The sequence below is a fragment of the Streptomyces cavernae genome (assembly GCF_004023625.1).
Taxonomy (GTDB): domain Bacteria; phylum Actinomycetota; class Actinomycetes; order Streptomycetales; family Streptomycetaceae; genus Streptomyces; species Streptomyces cavernae.
On record NZ_RPDJ01000001.1, the window covers coordinates 284,345 to 303,423 of the forward strand.

Annotated in this window: 17 protein-coding genes; 14 read left to right on the top strand and 3 right to left on the bottom strand. The window is 69.8% G+C overall.

Annotation, left to right across the window (positions count from 1 at the left end; genetic code table 11):
- Positions 1–280: 280 nt before the first annotated feature.
- The 6 genes from EF387_RS11210 (at position 281) to EF387_RS11235 (ending at position 8,067) form a co-directional block, all read left to right on the top strand.
- Positions 281–1,636, top strand: coding sequence for an ABC transporter substrate-binding protein (locus EF387_RS11210; protein WP_128376373.1), 1,356 nt, complete (start codon positions 281–283; stop codon positions 1,634–1,636).
- Positions 1,637–1,746: 110 nt separating this feature from the next.
- The gene (locus EF387_RS11215) at positions 1,747–2,703 is read left to right on the top strand and encodes a carbohydrate ABC transporter permease (RefSeq protein ID WP_128376589.1); all 957 of its coding nucleotides are present in this window, start codon (positions 1,747–1,749) and stop codon (positions 2,701–2,703) included.
- Positions 2,700–3,602: a carbohydrate ABC transporter permease gene (locus EF387_RS11220; protein ID WP_162467116.1), complete on the top strand. Its 903-nt coding sequence runs from the start codon at positions 2,700–2,702 to the stop codon at positions 3,600–3,602. Before EF387_RS11215 ends, EF387_RS11220 begins: the two co-directional genes overlap by 4 nt.
- A gap of 100 nt (positions 3,603–3,702) precedes the next feature.
- Positions 3,703–4,728, top strand: a complete 1,026-nt coding sequence (locus EF387_RS11225) for a hydroxyacid dehydrogenase (protein ID WP_420802554.1) — start codon at positions 3,703–3,705, stop codon at positions 4,726–4,728.
- A 229-nt stretch (positions 4,729–4,957) separates the two neighbouring features.
- Positions 4,958–7,054 (top strand): DUF2264 domain-containing protein, encoded by a 2,097-nt coding sequence (locus EF387_RS11230; protein ID WP_128376374.1) that lies wholly within the window; start codon positions 4,958–4,960, stop codon positions 7,052–7,054.
- Positions 7,055–7,083: 29 nt separating this feature from the next.
- On the top strand, positions 7,084–8,067 hold the full coding sequence (locus EF387_RS11235) for an aldo/keto reductase (protein WP_128376375.1): 984 nt from the start codon (positions 7,084–7,086) through the stop codon (positions 8,065–8,067).
- A 360-nt stretch (positions 8,068–8,427) separates the two neighbouring features.
- On the opposite strand, the gene EF387_RS11240 is transcribed toward EF387_RS11235, so the two are convergent.
- The 3 genes from EF387_RS11240 to EF387_RS11245 form a co-directional block, all read right to left on the bottom strand.
- Positions 8,428–9,132 (bottom strand): NADPH-dependent F420 reductase, encoded by a 705-nt coding sequence (locus EF387_RS11240; protein ID WP_128376376.1) that lies wholly within the window; start codon positions 9,130–9,132, stop codon positions 8,428–8,430.
- Positions 9,133–9,362: 230 nt separating this feature from the next.
- Entirely contained in the window at positions 9,363–9,512 is a 150-nt protein-coding gene (locus tag EF387_RS47410) for a hypothetical protein (RefSeq protein WP_202918202.1), read from the bottom strand.
- A 133-nt stretch (positions 9,513–9,645) separates the two neighbouring features.
- Positions 9,646–10,599 carry an LLM class F420-dependent oxidoreductase gene (locus tag EF387_RS11245; RefSeq protein WP_128376377.1) on the bottom strand — a complete coding sequence of 318 codons (954 nt, stop codon included), beginning with the start codon at positions 10,597–10,599 and terminating at the stop codon, positions 9,646–9,648.
- Between the two features lie 288 nt (positions 10,600–10,887).
- On the opposite strand from EF387_RS11245, the gene EF387_RS11250 reads away from it, so the two are divergent.
- The 8 genes from EF387_RS11250 to EF387_RS11285 all read left to right on the top strand — a co-directional run bounded on the left by EF387_RS11250 (position 10,888) and on the right by EF387_RS11285 (position 19,076).
- Positions 10,888–12,165, top strand: a complete 1,278-nt coding sequence (locus tag EF387_RS11250; RefSeq protein WP_238431448.1) for an ABC transporter substrate-binding protein — start codon at positions 10,888–10,890, stop codon at positions 12,163–12,165.
- Between the two features lie 70 nt (positions 12,166–12,235).
- The gene (locus tag EF387_RS11255) at positions 12,236–13,192 is read left to right on the top strand and encodes a carbohydrate ABC transporter permease (protein WP_128376378.1); all 957 of its coding nucleotides are present in this window, start codon (positions 12,236–12,238) and stop codon (positions 13,190–13,192) included.
- Entirely contained in the window at positions 13,192–14,025 is an 834-nt protein-coding gene (locus EF387_RS11260; RefSeq protein WP_128376379.1) for a carbohydrate ABC transporter permease, read from the top strand. The genes EF387_RS11255 and EF387_RS11260 overlap by 1 nt, the downstream gene beginning before the upstream one ends.
- Positions 14,026–14,071: 46 nt before the next feature.
- Positions 14,072–15,259, top strand: a complete 1,188-nt coding sequence (locus EF387_RS11265) for an ABC transporter ATP-binding protein (protein ID WP_128376380.1) — start codon at positions 14,072–14,074, stop codon at positions 15,257–15,259.
- A 201-nt stretch (positions 15,260–15,460) separates the two neighbouring features.
- Positions 15,461–16,402: a branched-chain amino acid ABC transporter permease gene (locus EF387_RS11270; protein ID WP_202918204.1), complete on the top strand. Its 942-nt coding sequence runs from the start codon at positions 15,461–15,463 to the stop codon at positions 16,400–16,402.
- A 12-nt stretch (positions 16,403–16,414) separates the two neighbouring features.
- Positions 16,415–17,407, top strand: coding sequence for a branched-chain amino acid ABC transporter permease (locus EF387_RS11275; RefSeq protein WP_128376382.1), 993 nt, complete (start codon positions 16,415–16,417; stop codon positions 17,405–17,407).
- Complete coding sequence (locus EF387_RS11280) at positions 17,397–18,335, top strand: ABC transporter ATP-binding protein (RefSeq protein ID WP_202918205.1); 939 nt, start codon at positions 17,397–17,399, stop codon at positions 18,333–18,335. Before EF387_RS11275 ends, EF387_RS11280 begins: the two co-directional genes overlap by 11 nt.
- 3 nt (positions 18,336–18,338) lie before the next feature.
- Entirely contained in the window at positions 18,339–19,076 is a 738-nt protein-coding gene (locus EF387_RS11285; RefSeq protein ID WP_128376383.1) for an ABC transporter ATP-binding protein, read from the top strand.
- Positions 19,077–19,079: the final 3 nt, after the last annotated feature.

Genomic DNA, 19,079 nt, shown 5'->3' on the forward strand with positions numbered 1-19,079 from the left:
CAGCGCCCGGCGGCCAGCCGGCAGTCGCCGCCGATCGGTGCACCCGCAACCGATTCACCCGCGAACCCGGGCCATGCGACCGGCTCACACGGGACGCATGCGACCGGTCCAGACGTGCCTACGCAACCGGTCCAAACGTGCCCCACGCGACCGGTTCACAGCCGACCGTCCCACCACTTCTGATTGTTTGAGCGTTTCACTTTCTTCTGTTCGATGTATTGACGCCTTTTTCATTCTGCGATCAGGATGCCCATGAGCCAGCAACGATGCGGGAGGGCCCATGCCTGGTCAACGACACTTAGTGCCCCGGCAGGCAACGTCAGGTCGACTCGTACACGTGCCCGGCGCGGCGCTGCTCATGGTCCTGGCCATGCTGCTGACGGCGTGCTCGGCCTCGGGCGGCAGTGACACCGTCGAGGGCGGCCCGGTCCGCATCACCTTCTGGTCGGCGCTGCGCGGCAGCCAGGAGATGGTGGACGAGTACAACCGCACCCACACCAAGATCCAGGTCGACTTCGAACAGGTTCCCTCGGGGGACCAGGGCGGCTGGGCCAAGCTCAGCAACGCCGCGCGGGCCGGAAACGCCCCCGACGTCGCGACCCTCGAATACCCGCAGCTGCCCGGCTTCGCGATCGACGGCGTGCCCCGCGACATCACCGACCTGCTGCCCGACTCCGTACGCGCGAAGATCCTGCCCCAGGCGATGGACCTCACCACGTTCGAGGGGCGCACCTACGCCGTGCCGGTCGACATCGAACCGATGGTCTTCCTCTACCGCAAGGACCTGTTCACCAAGCACGGCATCCCGGTCCCCAAGACCTGGGCGGAGTTCGAGAGTTCGGCCCGCAAGCTCAAGGAGGCCGAGCCCGCCTCCCGTATCGCCAGCCTCTTCACCACCGGCGGCACCCTCGCCATGGCCGGACTCGTCTGGCAGGCCGGCGGCAAGTGGTACGACACCTCCGACGAGACCTGGCGCATCTCCATGGACGACGCCCCCACCCGCAAGGTCGCCACCTACTGGCAGCGTCTGCTGGACGACGACCTGGTGCGGGTCGAGCCAGCGTCCAGTCAGCAGTGGCGGGCGCACCTGCGCAGCGGTGAGACGGCCGGCTGGCTGGCGGGCGCCTGGGCGGCGGGCTCGATGATGGCCTCCACCCCGAGCGGCAAGGGCAAATGGGCCATCGCGCCCTTCCCGCAGTGGGACCCGAGCAAGCCGTCGCTCGGCACCCAGGGCGGCTCCACCTTCATGGTCACCAAGGACAGCAAGCACCCCAAGGAAGCGATGGAGTTCATCTCCTGGCTGGTCACCAGCCCCGACGCGCTGCGCGCCAAACTCGCCAGCGGCATCAGCAGCGCCTACCCGGCCGTTCCCGACCTGGTGCCGGTAGCCCGCAAGGAGATGGACACCAGCTACTACTCCGGCCAGGACATCTTCGGCCTCTTCCACAAGGAGGCCGAGCTGATCGACCCCGAGTGGAAGTGGGGGCCGCGCATGGTGTCGACCATCAGCTCCGGCGACGACGGACTCGCCCGCGCCGGTGCGGGCAGCGGCACCATCCTGGACGCCCTTCGCGAAGCGCAGCAAAAGACCCTGCCCGATCTGAAGAGCCTCGGCCTGTCGGTCACCACCCGCTGACCCGGCTTCGCGCGGCAGTCCGTCCCCGGGCCGCCGCGCAGCAGCCCGCACCCACCACCCCATAGAGCCGCACATCAGGTTGGAGCCGAGGTGAACCCGTGAGCACAGTGATGTCTTCCGATACGCGGACGGCGACCCCGCCGCCGCCGACGGACCCCACCCGAACCCGTCGCGCCGGACGCCGGCAGCAGACCCTTGCCTGCGTCACACTGCTGGCCCCGTTCACGGCGCTGCTCGTCGCCGTGTTCCTCGTCCCCGTCGGCTACGCAATCGGCCTCAGCCTCTTCTCCGAGGACCACGACGGCCTCGGCTTCGGCGGCGGTGAGACCGTCTTCACCGGACTGCGCAGCTATCTGGCGGTGCTCAGCGATCCGAGCTTCCTCTCCGGGTTCGGTGCCATCGCCCTCTACTGCGTGATCTTCGTCCCCACCGTGGTCATCGGCGCGCTCGCGCTGGCCCTGCTGCTCGACTCGGGCCTGATCCGGCTGCGCCGCACCGCGCAGATGCTGCTCTACCTGCCGCACGCCGTACCCGGCATCATCGCCGCCGTCATCTGGCTGTACCTCTACACCCCGGGGCTCAGCCCGGTCATCAAACTCTTCGCCGAGGCCGACGTCACCATCGACTTCCTGGGACTGCACACCGTGCTCCCGTCGATCGTCAACATCGCCCTGTGGAGCGGCCTCGGCTACAACATGGTGATCTTCTACGCGGCGCTCCAGGCGCTGCCGCGCGAGGTGCTGGAGGCGGCCCGGATCGACGGAGCGGGCGGTGTGCGCACGGCGCTGCTGGTCAAGGTGCCCATCATCAGGGGTTCCGTCGTCATGGTGGGCATGTTCTCGCTGATCGGCGCGCTCCAGCTGTTCACCGAGCCGATGCTGATGAACCAGGCCACGCCGATGGTCAACTCCCGCTTCACCCTGAACATGTACATCTACGACGCCGCCTTCCGCCGCAACAACTACGGACTCGCCTCCGCGGCCTCCGTCATCCTCCTCGTCGTCACCTGCGCCCTGTCCTTCGCGGTGACACGGTGGGCCGGCCGCCGGGAACGGAGCGCCAAGTGACCACGACCACCGCCACCACCCCGACCACACCCGCCCTCGGCACACCACGGGGACGCTCCTCCGGCAGCAGGCTCACCAGCCGGAGCATCGCCAACGTCGTCGTCGGCCTCGCCGCGCTCTACACCCTGCTCCCCACGCTGTGGCTGCTGATGGCCTCCACCAAGAACGCCGACGCTCTCTTCGGCAGCGACATCTTCTCCTTCGGCGACTTCTCCTTCGCCCGCAACGTCTCCGACCTGTTCGCCATGGACGGCGGCCTCTACGGCGAGTGGTACGTCAACAGCCTGCTGTACGCGGTCGTCGGCGCACTCGTCGGCTCGATGATCAGCGTCGCCGCCGGATACGCCTTCGACAAGTACGAGTTCCCGCACAAGGAGAAACTGTTCGGGCTCGTCCTCACCGGCGTCATGGTGCCGCCGACCGTGCTGGCCCTCCCGCTCTACCTGGTGGCCTCCGGCATCGGTCTGGTCAACACCTTCTGGGCCGTGTTCATCCCCGTCCTGTTCAACCCCTTCGGGGTCTACCTCGCCCGCCTCCTGTCCAGCGGCTACGTACCCAACGAGGTGCTGGAGGCGTCCCGCGTGGACGGCGCCGGTGAGCTCCAGACCTACTTCCGGGTCAGCCTGCGCATGCTCGGGCCCGGTTTCGTCACCGTCTTCCTGTTCCAGCTCACCGCCATCTGGAACAACTTCTTCCTGCCCATGGTGATGCTCTCGGACCAGCACCTGTATCCGCTCAGCCTGGGCCTCTACACCTGGAACAGCGCCGCCACCGTCTCACCCGAGTACTACCCGCTCGTCGTCATCGGCTCGTTGCTCGCCGTCGTCCCGCTGATCGTCGCGTTCATCACCCTGCAGCGCTACTGGAAGTCCGGCCTGACCGCGGGAAGCGTCAAGTGACCTGCACGGAACGCCAATTGACCTGCACCGAGCGCCAATCGACCTACCGGAAGCGTCAACTGAACCCCAGGGGGCCCCGATCGACCCGCAGGAGCGCCAAGTGACCCACCCCGACCACCGGCCCCGTCCGCGCGCCGCGCTGGCCATGGCGAAGAAGACCGCCCGGCAGGTCCTCGACGCCGACGTACGGGCCCGACTGGCCGAACTCACCGACATCGACCCGAACCTCGTCCTGGACGACCTGACCACCCCCGCCGCGCACCGCGCGCTCGCCGACGTCGAGTTGCTCGTCACCGGCTGGGGCTGCCCGCCCATCGACGAGGCGGCGCTGAAGGCCGCGCCCCTGCTTCGGGCGGTCGTGCACACCGCCGGCACCGTACGCCACCACATCACCCCCGCCTGCTGGGAACGTGGCCTCGCGGTGTCCTCCGCCGCCGCGGCCAACGCCGTCCCGGTCGCCGAGTACACCCTCGCCATGATCCTGCTCGCCAACAAAAGGGTCCTCGACACCGCCCGCGCCTACCGCCTCGAGCGCCGCCGCATCGACTGGAACGAACGCCACCCCAACGCCGGCAACTACCACCGGACGGTCGGCATCCTCAGCGCCTCGGTCATCGGACGCCGCGTCATCGAACTGCTCCGTCCGCACGACCTCACGGTGCTGCTCCACGACCCCTACGTCACGGACGCCGAGGCCCGCGAACTTGGCACCCAACCCGTGCCGCTCACCGAGCTGTTCGCCCGCAGCGACGTCATCAGCGTGCACACTCCGCTGCTGCCCGAGACCCGGGGTCTGGTCAGCCGCGACCTGCTGGCGCGACTGCGCACCGGCGGCACCCTCATCAATACCGCGCGGGGCGCCGTCGTGGACCAGAACGCCCTCACCGACGAGGTGCTCACCGGACGGATCCGCGCGATCCTCGACGTGACCGAACCGGAGATACTCCCGGTGGACTCACCGCTGTTCGACTGCCCCAACGTCGTCATCACCCCGCACATCGCGGGCTCGAAGGGCGGCGAACTGCGTCGGCTCGCGGACCTGGCGCTCACCGAGGTCGAGTCGTACGCCCTCGGCCGCCCCTTCTCCCACCCGGTCCGGCCCGAACACCTGGCCCGCCTCGCCTGAGCCCACCCGTTCCGCCCGTACGAAGCCGACCGCACCGACCGTACGAAGGCAAGCGGACACAAGCCGGCCGTACAAAACCCACCGGACCAGAACCGACCGGACCAGAGGACCAGAACCGACCGGATCAGAGGACCAGAGGACCAGAACCGTCCGGACCAGAGCCGACCAGAACCGTCCGGACCAGATCCGACCAGAACCGACCGGACCCGACAGGAGACGTGGCCCCCACATGCCCGAACACCCCTTCCCCACGGCCCCCGAGGAAGACCGCACCCTCAGCCCGCACACCGGATACACCCGCGCCCACTGGGAAGCCACCGCCGACCGGTTGCTCACCGCCGCCCTCCGCTATGCCACCCCCGGCCAGGCCCTGATCGACCTGCCCGGCCCGCCCTCCAAGTCCGGGGTGAGCTCCGACGGCCTGGAAGGGTTCGCCCGTACCTTCCTGCTGGCCGCGTTCCGCACCGCCGGAGCTTCCGGCAAGGACCCGCACGGCTTCCTGGAGCGCTACACCGCCGGCCTCGCCCGCGGCACCCGCACCCCCGGCCGCGACGACACCGAGTCCTGGCCGGAGATCGGACACCACGGCATCCAGGGCCAGCCCATGGTGGAGTCCGCCTCCGTGGCACTGGCCCTGCGACTGACCGCGCCCTGGACGTGGGACACGCTCCCGGCGGCGGACCAGGACCGAGTCGAGCAGTGGCTGCGCGGCGCGCTGCGGCACACCCCCGCCCCCAACAACTGGTACCTCTTCCCGCTGACCGTCGCCGGTTTCCTGGAGTCCGCCGGGCGAGGCGACACCGAGACACGTCAAGCGATCGAGCGCGGACTCGACCTGCTGGACGGCTGGTATCAGGGCCAGGGCTGGTACTCCGACGGCGACGGCCGGTCCTTCGACCACTACAACGGCTGGGCCCTCCACTTCTACCCACTGCTCCACGCACACCTCGCCGGGGACCGCGCACTGCTCGACCGACTCGGCCCGCGGCTGAGGGAGTTCCTGGACGGCTTCGCCCTCCTCTTCGACGCGAACGGTGCCCCCATCCACCACGGGCGCTCACTGACCTACCGCTTCGCCGCCGTCACCGCGGTTGCCCTGGGAGCACTCACCGGGACGACACCACTCGCCCCCGGTGTCACCCGCCGCATCCTCAGTGGAGCACTGCGCCACTTCCTCGACCGCGGCGCACTGACCGAGGACGGCGTCCTCAGCCTCGGCTGGTACGGGCCGCACGCCGCGACGCTCCAGCGCTACTCCGGACCCGGCTCCCCGTACTGGGCCTCCAAGGGTTTCCTCGCCCTGCTGCTGCCACCCGAGGACCCGGTGTGGACGGCCACCGAGGAGAGCGCGCCCGCCGAGGGCCCCGACCGTGCTCTCGCGCTCCCCGCCCCCGGACTGCTCATCCAGACCACGGGACGGGACGGCCTGACCCGCCTGCACAACCACGGCAGCTACAAACTCGACTCCCGCGCGCCGGAGGAGGCCCCCGGCGACCCCCTCTACGCCCGCCTCGCCTACTCCACCCGCACCGGCCCGACCAGCGCCGTCAACGCCCCCGACAACCACATCTCCATCCAGGCGCGCGGCACCCGCAGCGCCCGCATCCGGATCCACCCCCTCGCCGCCGGCCCCGACTGGCTCGCCTCCTGGCACCGCCCGGTCTTCCCCGACGGCGGCCCGGTCCTGCCCTCCACCCGGATCGAGAGCCTCACCTTGGTGCGCGGCAGACTCGAACTCCGTGTGCACCGCACGGTCCGGGTACCGGCAGGCACCCCGATCCACCACACCGGCTGGGCCGTCGCCCTCCCACCGGAGTCCGCCGCCCACGCCGAACAGTCCGCGGAAGCCGAACAGGCCGCTCAAGCCCAACAGACCGCCCAAGCCCAACAGACCGGCGAAGCCGACCAGGCCGCTCAAGCCGAACAGACCCCCGCAGACGGACAGACCCCCGCAGCCGAACAGCCCCCCGCACCCGGACAGACCCAGGAGACACGGATCGCCGGCCCCGCCGTCACCAGCCAGCTCCTCGGCCTCTACGGCTGGCAGACCCACCGAACCGTCCGCGCCCCGCAGGGCACGGCGTACGGCCCCTGGGCGCTCGTGCCCGAACTCACCGGAACGGTGGGCGAGTCGGAGGCCGGCACGGTGTTCGCCGCGCTCGCCTCGCTCACCGGCGAACCCGACCCGGCCCCCCTCACCGGACTGGCCACAGCGGAGGTCAACGCCCGCACCCTCACGGTGCACTGGGCGGACGGAGACCGAACGGTCGTCGAGTTCGGCACCGAGGCAGGCATGGGCCCGACGGTGTCCGGGGCCGGTGGGTGAGACGGTGCGGCGGATGTCACACTGGCCCCATGGACGAGCGTAATTTCGGCAGGTCCGGTCAGCGGGCCTCGGTCATCGGTCTGGGCACATGGCAGCTCGGCGCGGACTGGGGCGATGTGAGCGACAAGGACGCCCACGCGGTGCTGGAGGCCGCCGCCGAGTCGGGGGTCACCTTCTTCGACACGGCCGACGTGTACGGCGACGGACGCAGCGAGCAGACGATCGCGTCGTTCCTCCACGGCCGCCCGGACCTGCATGTGCTGGTCGCCACCAAGATGGGCCGGCGCGTCGAGCAGATCCCGCAGAACTACGTGCTCGACAACTTCCGTGAGTGGAACGACCGCTCCCGGCGCAACCTCGGCGTCGACCGCCTGGACCTGGTGCAACTGCATTGCCCGCCCACGCCCGTCTATTCGTCCGACGAGGTCTTCGACGCACTCGACTCCATGGTGGAGGAGGAGCGGATCGCCGCGTACGGCGTGAGCGTCGAGCGTTGTGACGAGGCGCTGACCGCGATCGCCCGGCCGAACGTGGCAAGCGTCCAGATCATCCTCAACCCGTTCCGTATGAAGCCGCTGCTTGAGGTGCTCCCCGCGGCGAAGGAGGCGGGCGTCGGCATCATCGCCCGTGTCCCCCTGGCCTCCGGCCTGCTCTCCGGTAAGTACACCAAGGACACGGTGTTCCCCGAGAACGACCACCGCACCTACAACCGCCACGGCGAGGCCTTCGACCAGGGGGAGACCTTCTCCGGTGTCGACTACGCCACGGGCGTTGAGGCCGCGGCCGAGTTCTCCGCCCTCGCCCCCGAGGGCTACACCCCGGCCCAGCTGGCACTGCGCTGGATCGCCGACCAGCCCGGAGTGACCGCGGTGATCCCGGGCGCCCGCTCGCCCGAACAGGCCCGTGCCAACGCGACGTCGGTGAAGCTGCCGGAACTCCCCACCGAGACCGTGGACGCCATCCGGGAGCTGTACGACCGCCGGATCAAGGAGCAGGTCGAATCCCGCTGGTAGCCGCCCCTGGCCGACGAGGGACCCGCCCGGGCAGTCGCGCGGCGGGATCGCCGCGCTAACAGCGGCCGTACGGGTGCCGGGCCGGGCACCCGTACGGCCGCCGGTCAGCGGACCACAGGTAGGTGGAGCGGACTACCGGTAGGTGATGTCGGAGGTCGCGTTCAATGGCATCGACGCAGGACATTGGGGCATTCCGAGTGCGCGATGCGGTGCAGTTCACTCTTCTGAACGGAAGGTAGGGTGCAAGCGCTTTCTGGTCAACGCCTCCTGCGGAACCTTTTCCGGTGGCCCGCCGATCTCCGGCCACATGCCGGCGGGGTTCGCGGGCTGACGTGCTGAGGAGTCAGGCGTGCTGACGACTCACTGGCTCACATGCTGACGGGCGCCTTGGATATGGAAGTTGAAGTCGGTGTGGCCGAGGGCGCCGAGCAGACGCAGCCAGATCGGCAGCAGCATCTCGGCGCCCCGGGCGGTCTCGATCCCACCGAGGTCGATGACGCTGCTCGGGGGCCAACCGAAGGAGACCAGCAGTTTGGTGACCTGCGCCTTGGCGTCCGTGTCGTCGCCGGAGACGAAGACGTGGTGCTCTCCAGCGACGCGGCCGGGCTCGACCATGACACGGCAGTTCATGGTGTTGAGGGTCTTGACGACGCGTGCCCCGGGGAAGGCACGCTGCACCTGTTCGGCGAGGCTGTCGGTGTTCACGGGGTTCAGCGAGGGCGGCATCCCCCTGGAGAAGTCGAGCGGATTGGCGACGTCGATGAGCACCTTGCCCGCCAGGTTCGCGCTTCCCGCGGCGTTCAGTACGGAGAGTGTGGCGTCGCCCGCGGTGGTGTTGACGACCGTCTCACCGGAGGCGGCGGCCTCGGCGAAGGGCTTCAGGGACACGGAAGGATGGGCGGCGTGCCAGTCGGCGAACGGCTCCGTGCCCATGGCGTCCGGCTCCGTGCGGGCGAGCGTCGCGGCGGGGTTGCGGGTTCCGATGGTGACCTGGTGGCCCAGGGAGGCGAGCTTGGCGGCGATGGTCCGACCGACGACGCCGGTGCCGAGGACGGCGTAACGCATGAGGATGGATCCTTTCCGGAAGGGGGCCCGGCACGACAGGGGATGCACCAGATTATGCCGGTCCGCCACGCACGTCCGCCCCTGAATTATGGGGGAGTGCGCCGGGGAAGGGGCGGCGGTGGCGCTCCTTTGTCCGGGCCCGGACCCAGCCCGGACCCGGGCGACTTCGGCGGCTCTGGTTCGGCGACCTCGGGCGTCCAGGGGGTCGGGCCGACCCCCTGGGCCTCCGGTCAGCGGCTGCCCGACCGAAGCTTGCGCAGGAACCGCTGCGCCTGCGCGCGCCGCCGGGGATCCGCCGCGGCCCGCCGCGCCTCGGCCACGGCCCGCCGCCCCTGCGGACTCCTGGCGAACTGCTTGATCCGTTCGACGATGCCTGCCATGTCGTTCCTCCCGGAGAGCCCAATGTGCAGATCGATGTGTGGATGGACGTGTGGATGGATGCGTGGACGAATGGATCGCCCGTACCCCGCTTACCCTCCTCCGGCCCCGGTCAGGCAGGCGTAAGCCCACCGGTCAGGACGCCAGGGCCGTCAAGGTGCGCTCGCCCCCGGAATCGCCGGCCGTCGCCGGGACGAGCGCCACCTCGTCAAGCCCGGCCGCCGCGTAGGCCTCCATGCGCCCGCGTACATCGGTGACGTCACCGATGAGACCGACCCTGGTCGCGGCTTCCGCGGGCAGCGCGGCGAGCAGGCTTTTCGGGTCGGCACCCGAACGGGCCAGCTCCACGGCCGCACCGAATCCGGACGCCACGAACATCTCCCGGTAGCCGGGGACCGTCAGATATCCGACGAGACCGCTCCGGATCTGGACCAGCGACTCCGGCGCCGGGTCCACCGCCACGGGCAGCCAGGCGGCCAGTCGCGGTGGTGTGCGGCCCTGCCGTGCCGCGGCCGTGTCCAGCTTGGCGCGCAGGTCGCGGACCTGCTCGGGGGAGACCGAGTCGAGCACCATACGGTCGGCGTGCGCCGCCGCGGTGGCGATCGCCCGGTCATCGAAGGCCGCCACCGTGAGCTCGCCACCGGGTGGCGCCAGTTGCCGGCGGAAACCGCTGCCGGGTACCACCTCCTGTCCCGGCTCGCCCTTCATGAGCTGTCGTACGGCCCCGGCGCTCTCCTCCAGGACGCGGGCGACCCCCGCACGCGACCGGCCGTGCACTCCTTCGACGACCCGGACGCTGGACGCGCCGAGGGCCACACCGACCGGGCGGCCGGTGAGTTCGGCGACCGACGCCGCGCCTCGTACGGTCGACAGCGGGTCACGGACGGAGACCGCGACCGGTCCGGCGGTGAGCGCGATGTGCTCCGTGGCGGGACCGATCGCCGTGGCGAGCACGAAGGCGTCCCAGGTGGGCCCCTCACCCACCCACACCTCGCGGTATCCGAGGCGATCCGCCACCGTCGCCACCCGCAGGGGTTCCTCGGTCGGACTGTCGTCTTCTCGGGCTGCGGCAACCACGCTGATGTCCATGGCGCCCACGGTAGTTGCGGGGTGAGCCGCGGCCTTCGCCGGGCCGGTGCGCTCACGCGCGCCGGGCCTGCCACCGCCTGGACAGCAGGCCCGCCGCCTCGGCGGCCTGAGCCCTACGGGTGATGTGCGGCGTCGACCCGCAGGAAATGAGCCGTCCGTTATGAACTATTTGGCATGCTTCGCGAAGATGTCGCGGGATGCCCAGTCCCGTCCGCCGACCCCGGAAGCGAGGCGTGGAGCGTGCAGGCAAGGCCCGACTGCCCACCGGTCGCCGGAGTACGGCCGGTCGTGCGTACGGCGCGTCCGGCGCGCGCCCGGCGGCTGCGGGTGCTTGCCGTGCTGCCGCTGCTGGCGTCGGTGCTCGCCGCCTGCGGAGGCGACGAGGAAACCGGTACGACCACCCTGAACTGGTACAACTTCCCCGACGACTCAGGGGCGTTGCAGGAGGCGGCCGACAAGTGCAGCCGTGACTCGGGCGGCCGCTACCGCATCAACTACAACAAGCTTCCGCGCACCGCCGACGGCCAGCGCCAGCAGATGGTCCGCAGGCTCGCCGCCGAGGACTCCTCGCTCGACATCCTGGGACTCGACGTCACCTGGGCCGCCGAGTTCGCCGAGGCCCGCTGGATCAGGGAGTGGACCGGCGAGGCCAAGCGCCGGGCCACCGCGGACACCCTGCGCGTACCGCTGCAGACCGCCACCTGGAAGGGGCGGCTCTACGCGGTCCCGTACAACACCAACACCCAGCTGCTCTGGTACCGCGAGGACCTCGTCCCCAAGCCGCCGGTCACCTGGGCCGAGATGATCGACCAGGCCAGTGAACTGGCCCGGCAGGGCAAACCGCACTTCGTGGAGATCCAGGGCGCCCAGTACGAGGGCCTCACCGTCTGGTTCAACACGCTGGTCAACAGTGCCGGCGGGTCGATCCTCAATCCGCGCGCGACCGAGGCCACCCTCGGCCCGCCGGCCGTACGGGCCGCCGCGGTGATGCGCGACCTGGCGAACTCCCCGGCCGCGGACCCCTCGCTCTCCAACCAGATGGAGGACCAGAACCGCCTCGCCATGGAAGCGGGAACGGCGGCCTTCGAGCTCAACTACCCGTTCGTCTATCCCTCGATGAAGACGAACAACCCCGAGCTGTTCAAGCAGTTCCGCTGGGCCGCCTACCCGAGGGTCGACGCCGACCGTCCGTCGCGGCCCACCATCGGCGGCATCGACCTCGCGGTGAGCGCCTACTCGCGCCACCCGCAGCTCGCGTTCGAGGCGGCCCTGTGCCTGCGCAACCGGGAGAACCAGCTCACCGCCGCCCTCACCGGCGGTCTGCCGCCCACCCTGCGCAGCCTGTACGACGAGCCGGAGCTCATCAAGGACTACCCGTTCGCCAAGGAGGTGCTGGCGGCCCTGGAATCCGCGAGCGTCCGGCCGCAGACCCCCGCCTACCAGAACGTCTCGATCGCCATCTCCCACACCTTGTCCCCGCCGTCCGGGATCAAGCCGGAGAGTTCGGTCGACACCATCCGCGAACAGATCGACAGGGCCCTGCGGTCCGAGGGTGTGATCCCGTGAGCCACCGCCTTCCCCACCCTCCCGCCGACGGGCGACCCCGCGCCCTGACCCACTCCCCGGAGGGCCTCACATGAGCATGCAGGCCGAGCCGGCCGGCGCCCCCGCGCCCCCGCCGGACACCGGACAGACCGCGGAGCAGCGGGCCGCGCTCTCGGCGGGCGCCAGGCAGGAACGGCGTCTGGGCTGGCTGCTGTGCGCACCCGCCGTCGTCGTGATGCTCGCCGTGACCGCCTACCCCGTCGGCTACGCCATCTACCTCTCGCTGCAGCGCTACGACCTGCGGTTCCCGGCCCAGGCCGAGTTCGTCGGACTGACCAACTACGGGGCCGTGCTGACCTCGCCGTTCTGGTGGCAGGCGTTCTGGGTGACGTTGTTCGTCACCGCCGTCTCCGTCGCCATCGAACTCGTCCTCGGCATGGCGATCGCCCTGGTGATGCACCGCACGATCTTCGGGCGCGGCACGGTACGGACCTCGGTCCTCATCCCGTACGGCATCGTCACCGTCGTCGCCGCGACCTCCTGGCAGTTCGCCTGGACGCCGGACACGGGCTATTTGGCCGAACTGCTGCCCGCGGGGGAGGCGCCCCTCACCGAGCAGTGGCCCGCCCTGTGGCTGATCATCCTGGCGGAGGTGTGGAAGACGACGCCGTTCATGTCGCTGCTGCTGCTCGCCGGCCTCGCCCTCGTCCCCGAGGAGACCCTGCGGGCCGCGATGGTGGACGGCGCCACCGCCTGGCAGCGCTTCACCAAGGTCACGCTGCCGCTGATGAAACCCGCGATCCTGGTCGCACTGCTGTTCCGCACCCTGGACGCGTTCCGGATCTTCGACAACATCTACATCCTGACCGCGGGCGCCCATGACACCGGATCGGTGTCGATCCTCGGTTACGACAACCTGTTCACAGCGCTGAACCTGGGCATCGGATCGGCGATCTCGGTGATGATCTTCATCTGTGTCGCGCTCATCGCCTTCGCCTTCATCAAGCTGTTCGGCGCGGCGGCACCCGGTGCGGAGGTGAAACGCTGATGGCCGCGGTGGGAAGGACACATGCCACCCGATGGGCGATCATCAACATCGTGGTGGTGCTCTACGCGCTGTTCCCGGTCTGGTGGATCGCCGCCCTGTCGTTCAAGACCCCCGCCACCCTCACGGACGGCAACTTCATCCCGCGGGAATGGACCTGGGAGAACTACCGCGGCATCTTCGACACCTCCGAGTTCACCCGGGCGCTGATCAACTCCATCGGCATCGCCCTGATCTCCACCGCCATCGCGGTCGTCCTGGGCACCATGGCCGCCTACGCCGTCGCCCGCCTGCGCTTCCCCGGCAAGCGCGCCCTCATCGGTGTGTCGCTGCTGATCGCGATGTTCCCGCCGATCTCGCTGGTGTCACCGCTGTTCAACATCGAGCGCGTGATCGGGATCTTCGACACCTGGCCGGGGCTGATCATCCCGTACATGACGTTCTCCCTGCCGCTCGCGATCTACACGCTGTCGGCGTTCTTCCGGGAGATCCCCTGGGATCTGGAGAAGGCCGCGAAGGTGGACGGGGCGACGCCCGCGCAGGCCTTCAGACTGGTGATCGCGCCCCTGGCCGCACCGGGCGTCTTCACCACGGCCATCCTCGTTTTCATCTTCTGCTGGAACGACTTCCTGTTCGCGATCTCGCTGACCTCGACCGAGGCCGCGCGCACCGTGCCCGCGGCGATCGCGTTCTTCACCGGAAGCTCCCAGTTCCAGCAGCCCACCGGCTCGATTGCCGCGGCCGCCGTGGTGATCACCATCCCGATCATCATCTTCGTCCTGCTCTTCCAGCGGCGGATCGTCGCAGGTCTGACGGCCGGCGCCGTCAAGGGCTGAGAGCGCCGGAACGGGGAAGGCACAAGGAAGGCAAGGAGGCACCACCATGGCCGAGATCGTGCTGGAGAGCGTCACCAAGCGCTTCCCCGACGGGGCACTCGCCGTGCAGGACGTGGACCTCGCCATCGACGACGGCGAGTTCATGATCCTGGTCGGCCCTTCCGGGTGTGGCAAGTCCACCACCCTCAACATGATCGCGGGACTCGAGGACATCACCGACGGCACACTGCGCATCGGTGACCGCGTGGTCAACGACCTCGCACCCAAGGACCGCGACATCGCCATGGTCTTCCAGAGCTACGCCCTGTACCCGCACATGAGCGTGCGCGAGAACATGGGCTTCGCCCTGCGTCTGGCCAAGACCGACAAGGACACCATCAACCGCAAGGTCGAGGAGGCCGCCCGTGTCCTGGACCTGACCGAACACCTGGACCGCAAACCCGCCAACCTCTCCGGCGGCCAGCGTCAGCGGGTCGCCATGGGCCGGGCGATCGTCCGCGACCCCAAGGCGTTCCTCATGGACGAGCCGTTGTCCAACCTGGACGCGAAACTGCGTGTCCAGATGCGCACGCAGATCTCCCGGTTGCAGCGCCGGCTCGGCACGACCACCGTGTACGTCACCCACGACCAGACCGAGGCGATGACCCTCGGCGACCGGGTCGTCGTCATGCGGCAGGGCCTCATCCAGCAGGTCGGCACCCCCGCGGAGCTCTACGACCACCCGCGCAACCTGTTCGTCGCCGGGTTCATCGGATCGCCCGCGATGAACTTCGTGCCGGCCACCCTGGAGGACAGCGTCCTGCGGACCGCCCTGGGCGACCTGCCCCTTGACGACCGCAAGCGGCAGATGCTCCAGCGCCAGGACGCGCCGCGCCAGGTCATCGTCGGGCTGCGCCCGGAGACCTTCGAGGACGCGGCCCTCACCCGTGGACGCGGCGGGCCCAGCAGGCCCACCTTCGCCGCCACCGTCGACGTACTGGAATCCCTCGGCTCCGACGTCTTCATCTACTTCGCGATGGAAGGCGGACCGGCGCGAACCGCCGAGCTGGAGGAACTCGCCGCCGATTCCGGTCAGCAGGACACCGGCGGGGCGGAGGCCAGCCAGATCGTGGCCCGGCTGGACGCCGCGACCCGTGCCCGCGAGGGCGCGCCCGTGGAACTCCAGGTCGACATGAGCAGGGCCCATGTCTTCCACCCGGAGACGGGCCTGAACCTGACCCATCACGAGAGCTGAGTCCGGGGCCGGAGCGGGAGGGGTAGACCGGGGCGGAAAGCCGTGCGACCGGCGTTCCGTCCCGGAAGGAGCCCGAACGCGCGGTCACCGCGGACGCGAGGTGCGCTTACACTGAGCAAACACGGGCGTTCGGTACATATCGGGAACGTCATGCGCTGTCCGCGGGTTCTCCTTCCAGTACTCGCCCTGACCCTGGTGTTGGTGGCCGCACCCCCTGCCCAGGGACAGGGTGAGGTGTCACGTGGCCGGGGATTCGGTGCGCGGCTGCTTCAATCGCTGGTCGACGGGGTCCAGTTCGGGGTGATCATCGCCGTCACGGCCGTCGGCCTGTCGCTGCTGTTCGGCACCATCCACCTGATCAACTTCGCGCACGGCGAGTTCGTGACGATCGGGGCGGCCTTCGCCTTCTTCCTCAATGTCTCCGCGGCGGGTCCGGGCTGGCACCTGATCCCTGCCGCGGCCGCCGCGGTCGTCTTCGGAGCACTTCTGGGCGCTGCCGTCGACCGCGGCCTGTGGCGGCCGCTGCGGGCCCGCGGCACGGGGCTGATCAACCTGTTCATCGTGACGATCGGACTGTCCCTGCTGCTGCGGCACGTCGTCCTCGTTCTGTTCGGGGCCCGGCCCGCCTCCTTCGCGCAGTACGACATCCAGAACGCGATCCGCCTCGGAGCGATCGGCATCACCCCGCGCGACCTCACGGTCACCCTGCTCTCGGTGGCGGTGCTCGTCGGCGTCGCCGTCCTGCTGCAGCGGACCCGGACCGGCACCGCGGTACGCGCCGTCTCCGTCAACCGCGACCTCGCGGAGGCCTCCGGCATCGACGTTCAGCGGGTGGTGCTGGTCGTGTGGATCCTCAGCGGCGCCCTGGCCGCCCTCGGCGGGGTCTTCTACGGCCTGGTGGAGATCATCACCTGGGACATGGGATTCAAGCTGCTGCTGCTGATGTTCGCGGGGATCATCCTCGGCGGACTGGGCTCCGCCTACGGCGCGATGGTGGGCAGCCTGGTCATCGGGATCGTCGCCCAGGTGTCCACCCTGTGGTTCCCGGTCGACCTGCAGTACGCCTGGGCCCTGCTGGTCCTCATCGTGATCCTGCTCGTCCGGCCCGAGGGCATCCTCGGCCGTCCGGAACGCACGGGATGAGGGGCGGGCGCCATGGACTTCGAAGTCATCGTCTCCGACGCGCTGCGCTCCGGCATCGGCCCCATCGCCGCCGTGTACGCGCTCGCCGCGATGGGACTGAACCTGCACTTCGGCTACACCGGGCTGCTCAACTTCGGCCAGGTCGGCTTCATGCTGGTGGGCGCCTACGGTCTCGCGGTCACGGTGGTGACCTACGGCGGAGCCATGTGGCTCGGCGTCCTCGGCGGACTCGCCTGTGCGGTCGTGCTGGCCCTGCTGCTCGGTGTGCCCACCCTGCGGCTGCGTGCCGACTACCTCGCGATCACCACGATCGCCGCCGGGGAGACACTCCGGCTGTTCTACCGGTCGAGCTGGGCGGAACCGGTCACCGGCGGGGTGTACGGGCTGCAGCGGTTCGCGAATGACTTCTACGACCTCAACCCCATCCCGCGGGGCTCCTACGGGGTGTGGCTGGTGAGCTTCGACGCGCGGGACCTGTGGGTGCTCACCGTCGGGTGGGGGCTGGTGGCCGTGGTGGGGGCGCTGCTCGCCCTGCTGGTGCACAGCCCGTGGGGGCGGGTCGTACGGGCCGTCCGCGACGACGAGACCGCCGCCCGCAGCCTGGGCAAGAACGTGTACGCCTACAAAATGCAGAGCCTGGTCCTCGGGGGCGTCATCGGAGCCGTCGCGGGCATGCTGCAGGCGATCCAGGTGCAGTCCGTGAGCCCCGACACCTTCGACCCGGCCGTCACCTTCTTCCTCTACACCCTGCTCGTGCTGGGCGGAGCCGGACGGATCCTGGGGCCGGTCGTCGGCTCGATCCTGTTCTGGTTCCTGCTCACCTTCCTCGACAGTGCGCTGCGGCAGGCCATCGAAGCCGGCTACGTGTCGTCGGAGCTGATCAGTACCTCCGAGGTGGGTGCGGTGCGCTTCGCGCTGGTCGGCCTCACGCTGATTCTGCTGATCGTGTTCCGGCCGCAGGGACTGCTCGGCAACCGGAAGGAGATGATGCTCAGTGAGCGCTGAAGATGTCCCCGGCGTCGCCTCACCCGACGTCGGTGTCTCCGCCGAGGCGGCCGGACGGCTCGCCGGTACCGTGCCCGAGCCGGGCGTGCGCAAGCCCGATCCGCTGCTCGTCCTGGACCGGGTCACCCGCAGCTTCGGCGGCCTCACCGCCGTGCGGGTGGATCACCTCGAGGTACAGCGCGGCACCATCACCGCGCTCATCGGACCCAACGGCGCCGGCAAGACGACCCTGTTCAACATCGTGAGCGGCTTCGACCGCGCCGACAGCGGCCGGTGGTCGTTCGCCGGGCATCCGCTCACCGGCCGACCGGCGCACCGGGTGGCACGTCAGGGACTGGTCCGGACGTTCCAGCTCACCAGGGTGCTCGCCCGGCTGACCGTGCGGGAGAACCTGATGCTCGCGGCCGACGGACAGCACGGCGAACGGTTGCTGCCCGCGGTGATGCGCCCGCTGTGGCGCGGGCAGGAGCGCGAGACCGGGCGCAGGGCGGACGAACTGATCGAACGGTTCAGGCTCCAGGGAGTGCGCGACGACTTCGCCGGCACACTCTCCGGTGGGCAGCGCAAACTGCTGGAGATGGCCCGCGCGCTGATGGCCCGGCCGATCATGGTGCTCCTCGACGAGCCGATGGCCGGGGTCAATCCCGTACTGACCCAGTCCCTGCTGCGCCACATGGCCGAGCTACGGGACGAGGGGTTGACCGTCTGCTTCGTGGAACACGACATGGACGTGGTCATGGGCGTCAGTGACTGGGTGGCCGTCATGGCCGACGGCCGACTGGTGGCCGAGGGCCCGCCCCACACGATCGGGCAGAACCCCGCCGTCGTGGACGCCTATCTGGGCAAACGGCACGACGAGCCCGGGACCGCCGGGGATCCAGGGCCCACCGGTTCCGGGGATGCCAGGGCTATTGGGGACGAGGAGTGACACATGTCCGCCGACCACACACCCGTACTGGCGGGGGACGACATCGTCGCCGGGTACCTGCCGGGCGTCGACGTACTGCGCGGATGCAGCGTCCGGGTGGGGCCCGGCGAACTGGTCGGGGTGATCGGCCCCAACGGAGCCGGGAAGTCCACCCTGATCAAGGCGGTCTTCGGGCTGCTGCGCGTGCGGGGCGGGACGGTACGGCTCCTCGGCGAGGACGTCACGGGCCGGCCCGCGCACGAGCAGGTACGCCGGGGAGTGGGCTACGTACCGCAGTTGCAGAACGTCTTCCCGACGCTGACCGTCGAGGAGAACCTGCGGATGGGGATCTATCTGCGGCCCAAGGAGTACGCGCGGCGGTCCGCGGCCATGGCGGAACTCTTCCCCGTGCTGGCCACCCGACGCAAGCAGAAGGCCGGGGCGATGTCGGGCGGCGAGCGGCAGATGCTCGCGATGGCCCGGGCGCTGATGACCGAGCCACGCCTGCTGCTGTTGGACGAGCCGTCCGCGGGCCTGTCACCGGTCCATCAGGACCATGTGTTCGATCGTGTGAAGGAGATCAACGGCGCGGGAGTCGCCGTGCTCATGGTCGAGCAGAACGCCCGCCGGTGCCTGCAGATCTGCGACCGTGGCTACGTCCTCGACCAGGGCCGCAACGCCTACACCGGCACGGGCGAGCGACTGCTGCACGACGAGAAGGTGATCGAGCTCTACCTCGGCACCCTGGCCCGCGTCCGCTGAGGT

What these genes read in the sequence shown, in the direction of transcription:
- EF387_RS11210 (WP_128376373.1), top strand. Translation starts at nt 281, where the DNA reads ATGCCTGGTCAACGACACTTAGTGCCCCGGCAGGCAACGTCAGGTCGA.
- EF387_RS11255 (WP_128376378.1), top strand. Translation starts at nt 12,236, where the DNA reads ATGAGCATGCAGGCCGAGCCGGCCGGCGCCCCCGCGCCCCCGCCGGAC.
- EF387_RS11240 (WP_128376376.1), bottom strand. Translation starts at nt 9,132, where the DNA reads ATGCGTTACGCCGTCCTCGGCACCGGCGTCGTCGGTCGGACCATCGCC.
- EF387_RS11245 (WP_128376377.1), bottom strand. Translation starts at nt 10,599, where the DNA reads ATGGACATCAGCGTGGTTGCCGCAGCCCGAGAAGACGACAGTCCGACC.
- EF387_RS11235 (WP_128376375.1), top strand. Translation starts at nt 7,084, where the DNA reads ATGGACGAGCGTAATTTCGGCAGGTCCGGTCAGCGGGCCTCGGTCATC.
- EF387_RS47410 (WP_202918202.1), bottom strand. Translation starts at nt 9,512, where the DNA reads ATGGCAGGCATCGTCGAACGGATCAAGCAGTTCGCCAGGAGTCCGCAG.
- EF387_RS11260 (WP_128376379.1), top strand. Translation starts at nt 13,192, where the DNA reads ATGGCCGCGGTGGGAAGGACACATGCCACCCGATGGGCGATCATCAAC.
- EF387_RS11275 (WP_128376382.1), top strand. Translation starts at nt 16,415, where the DNA reads ATGGACTTCGAAGTCATCGTCTCCGACGCGCTGCGCTCCGGCATCGGC.
- EF387_RS11285 (WP_128376383.1), top strand. Translation starts at nt 18,339, where the DNA reads ATGTCCGCCGACCACACACCCGTACTGGCGGGGGACGACATCGTCGCC.
- EF387_RS11230 (WP_128376374.1), top strand. Translation starts at nt 4,958, where the DNA reads ATGCCCGAACACCCCTTCCCCACGGCCCCCGAGGAAGACCGCACCCTC.
- EF387_RS11215 (WP_128376589.1), top strand. Translation starts at nt 1,747, where the DNA reads ATGTCTTCCGATACGCGGACGGCGACCCCGCCGCCGCCGACGGACCCC.
- EF387_RS11265 (WP_128376380.1), top strand. Translation starts at nt 14,072, where the DNA reads ATGGCCGAGATCGTGCTGGAGAGCGTCACCAAGCGCTTCCCCGACGGG.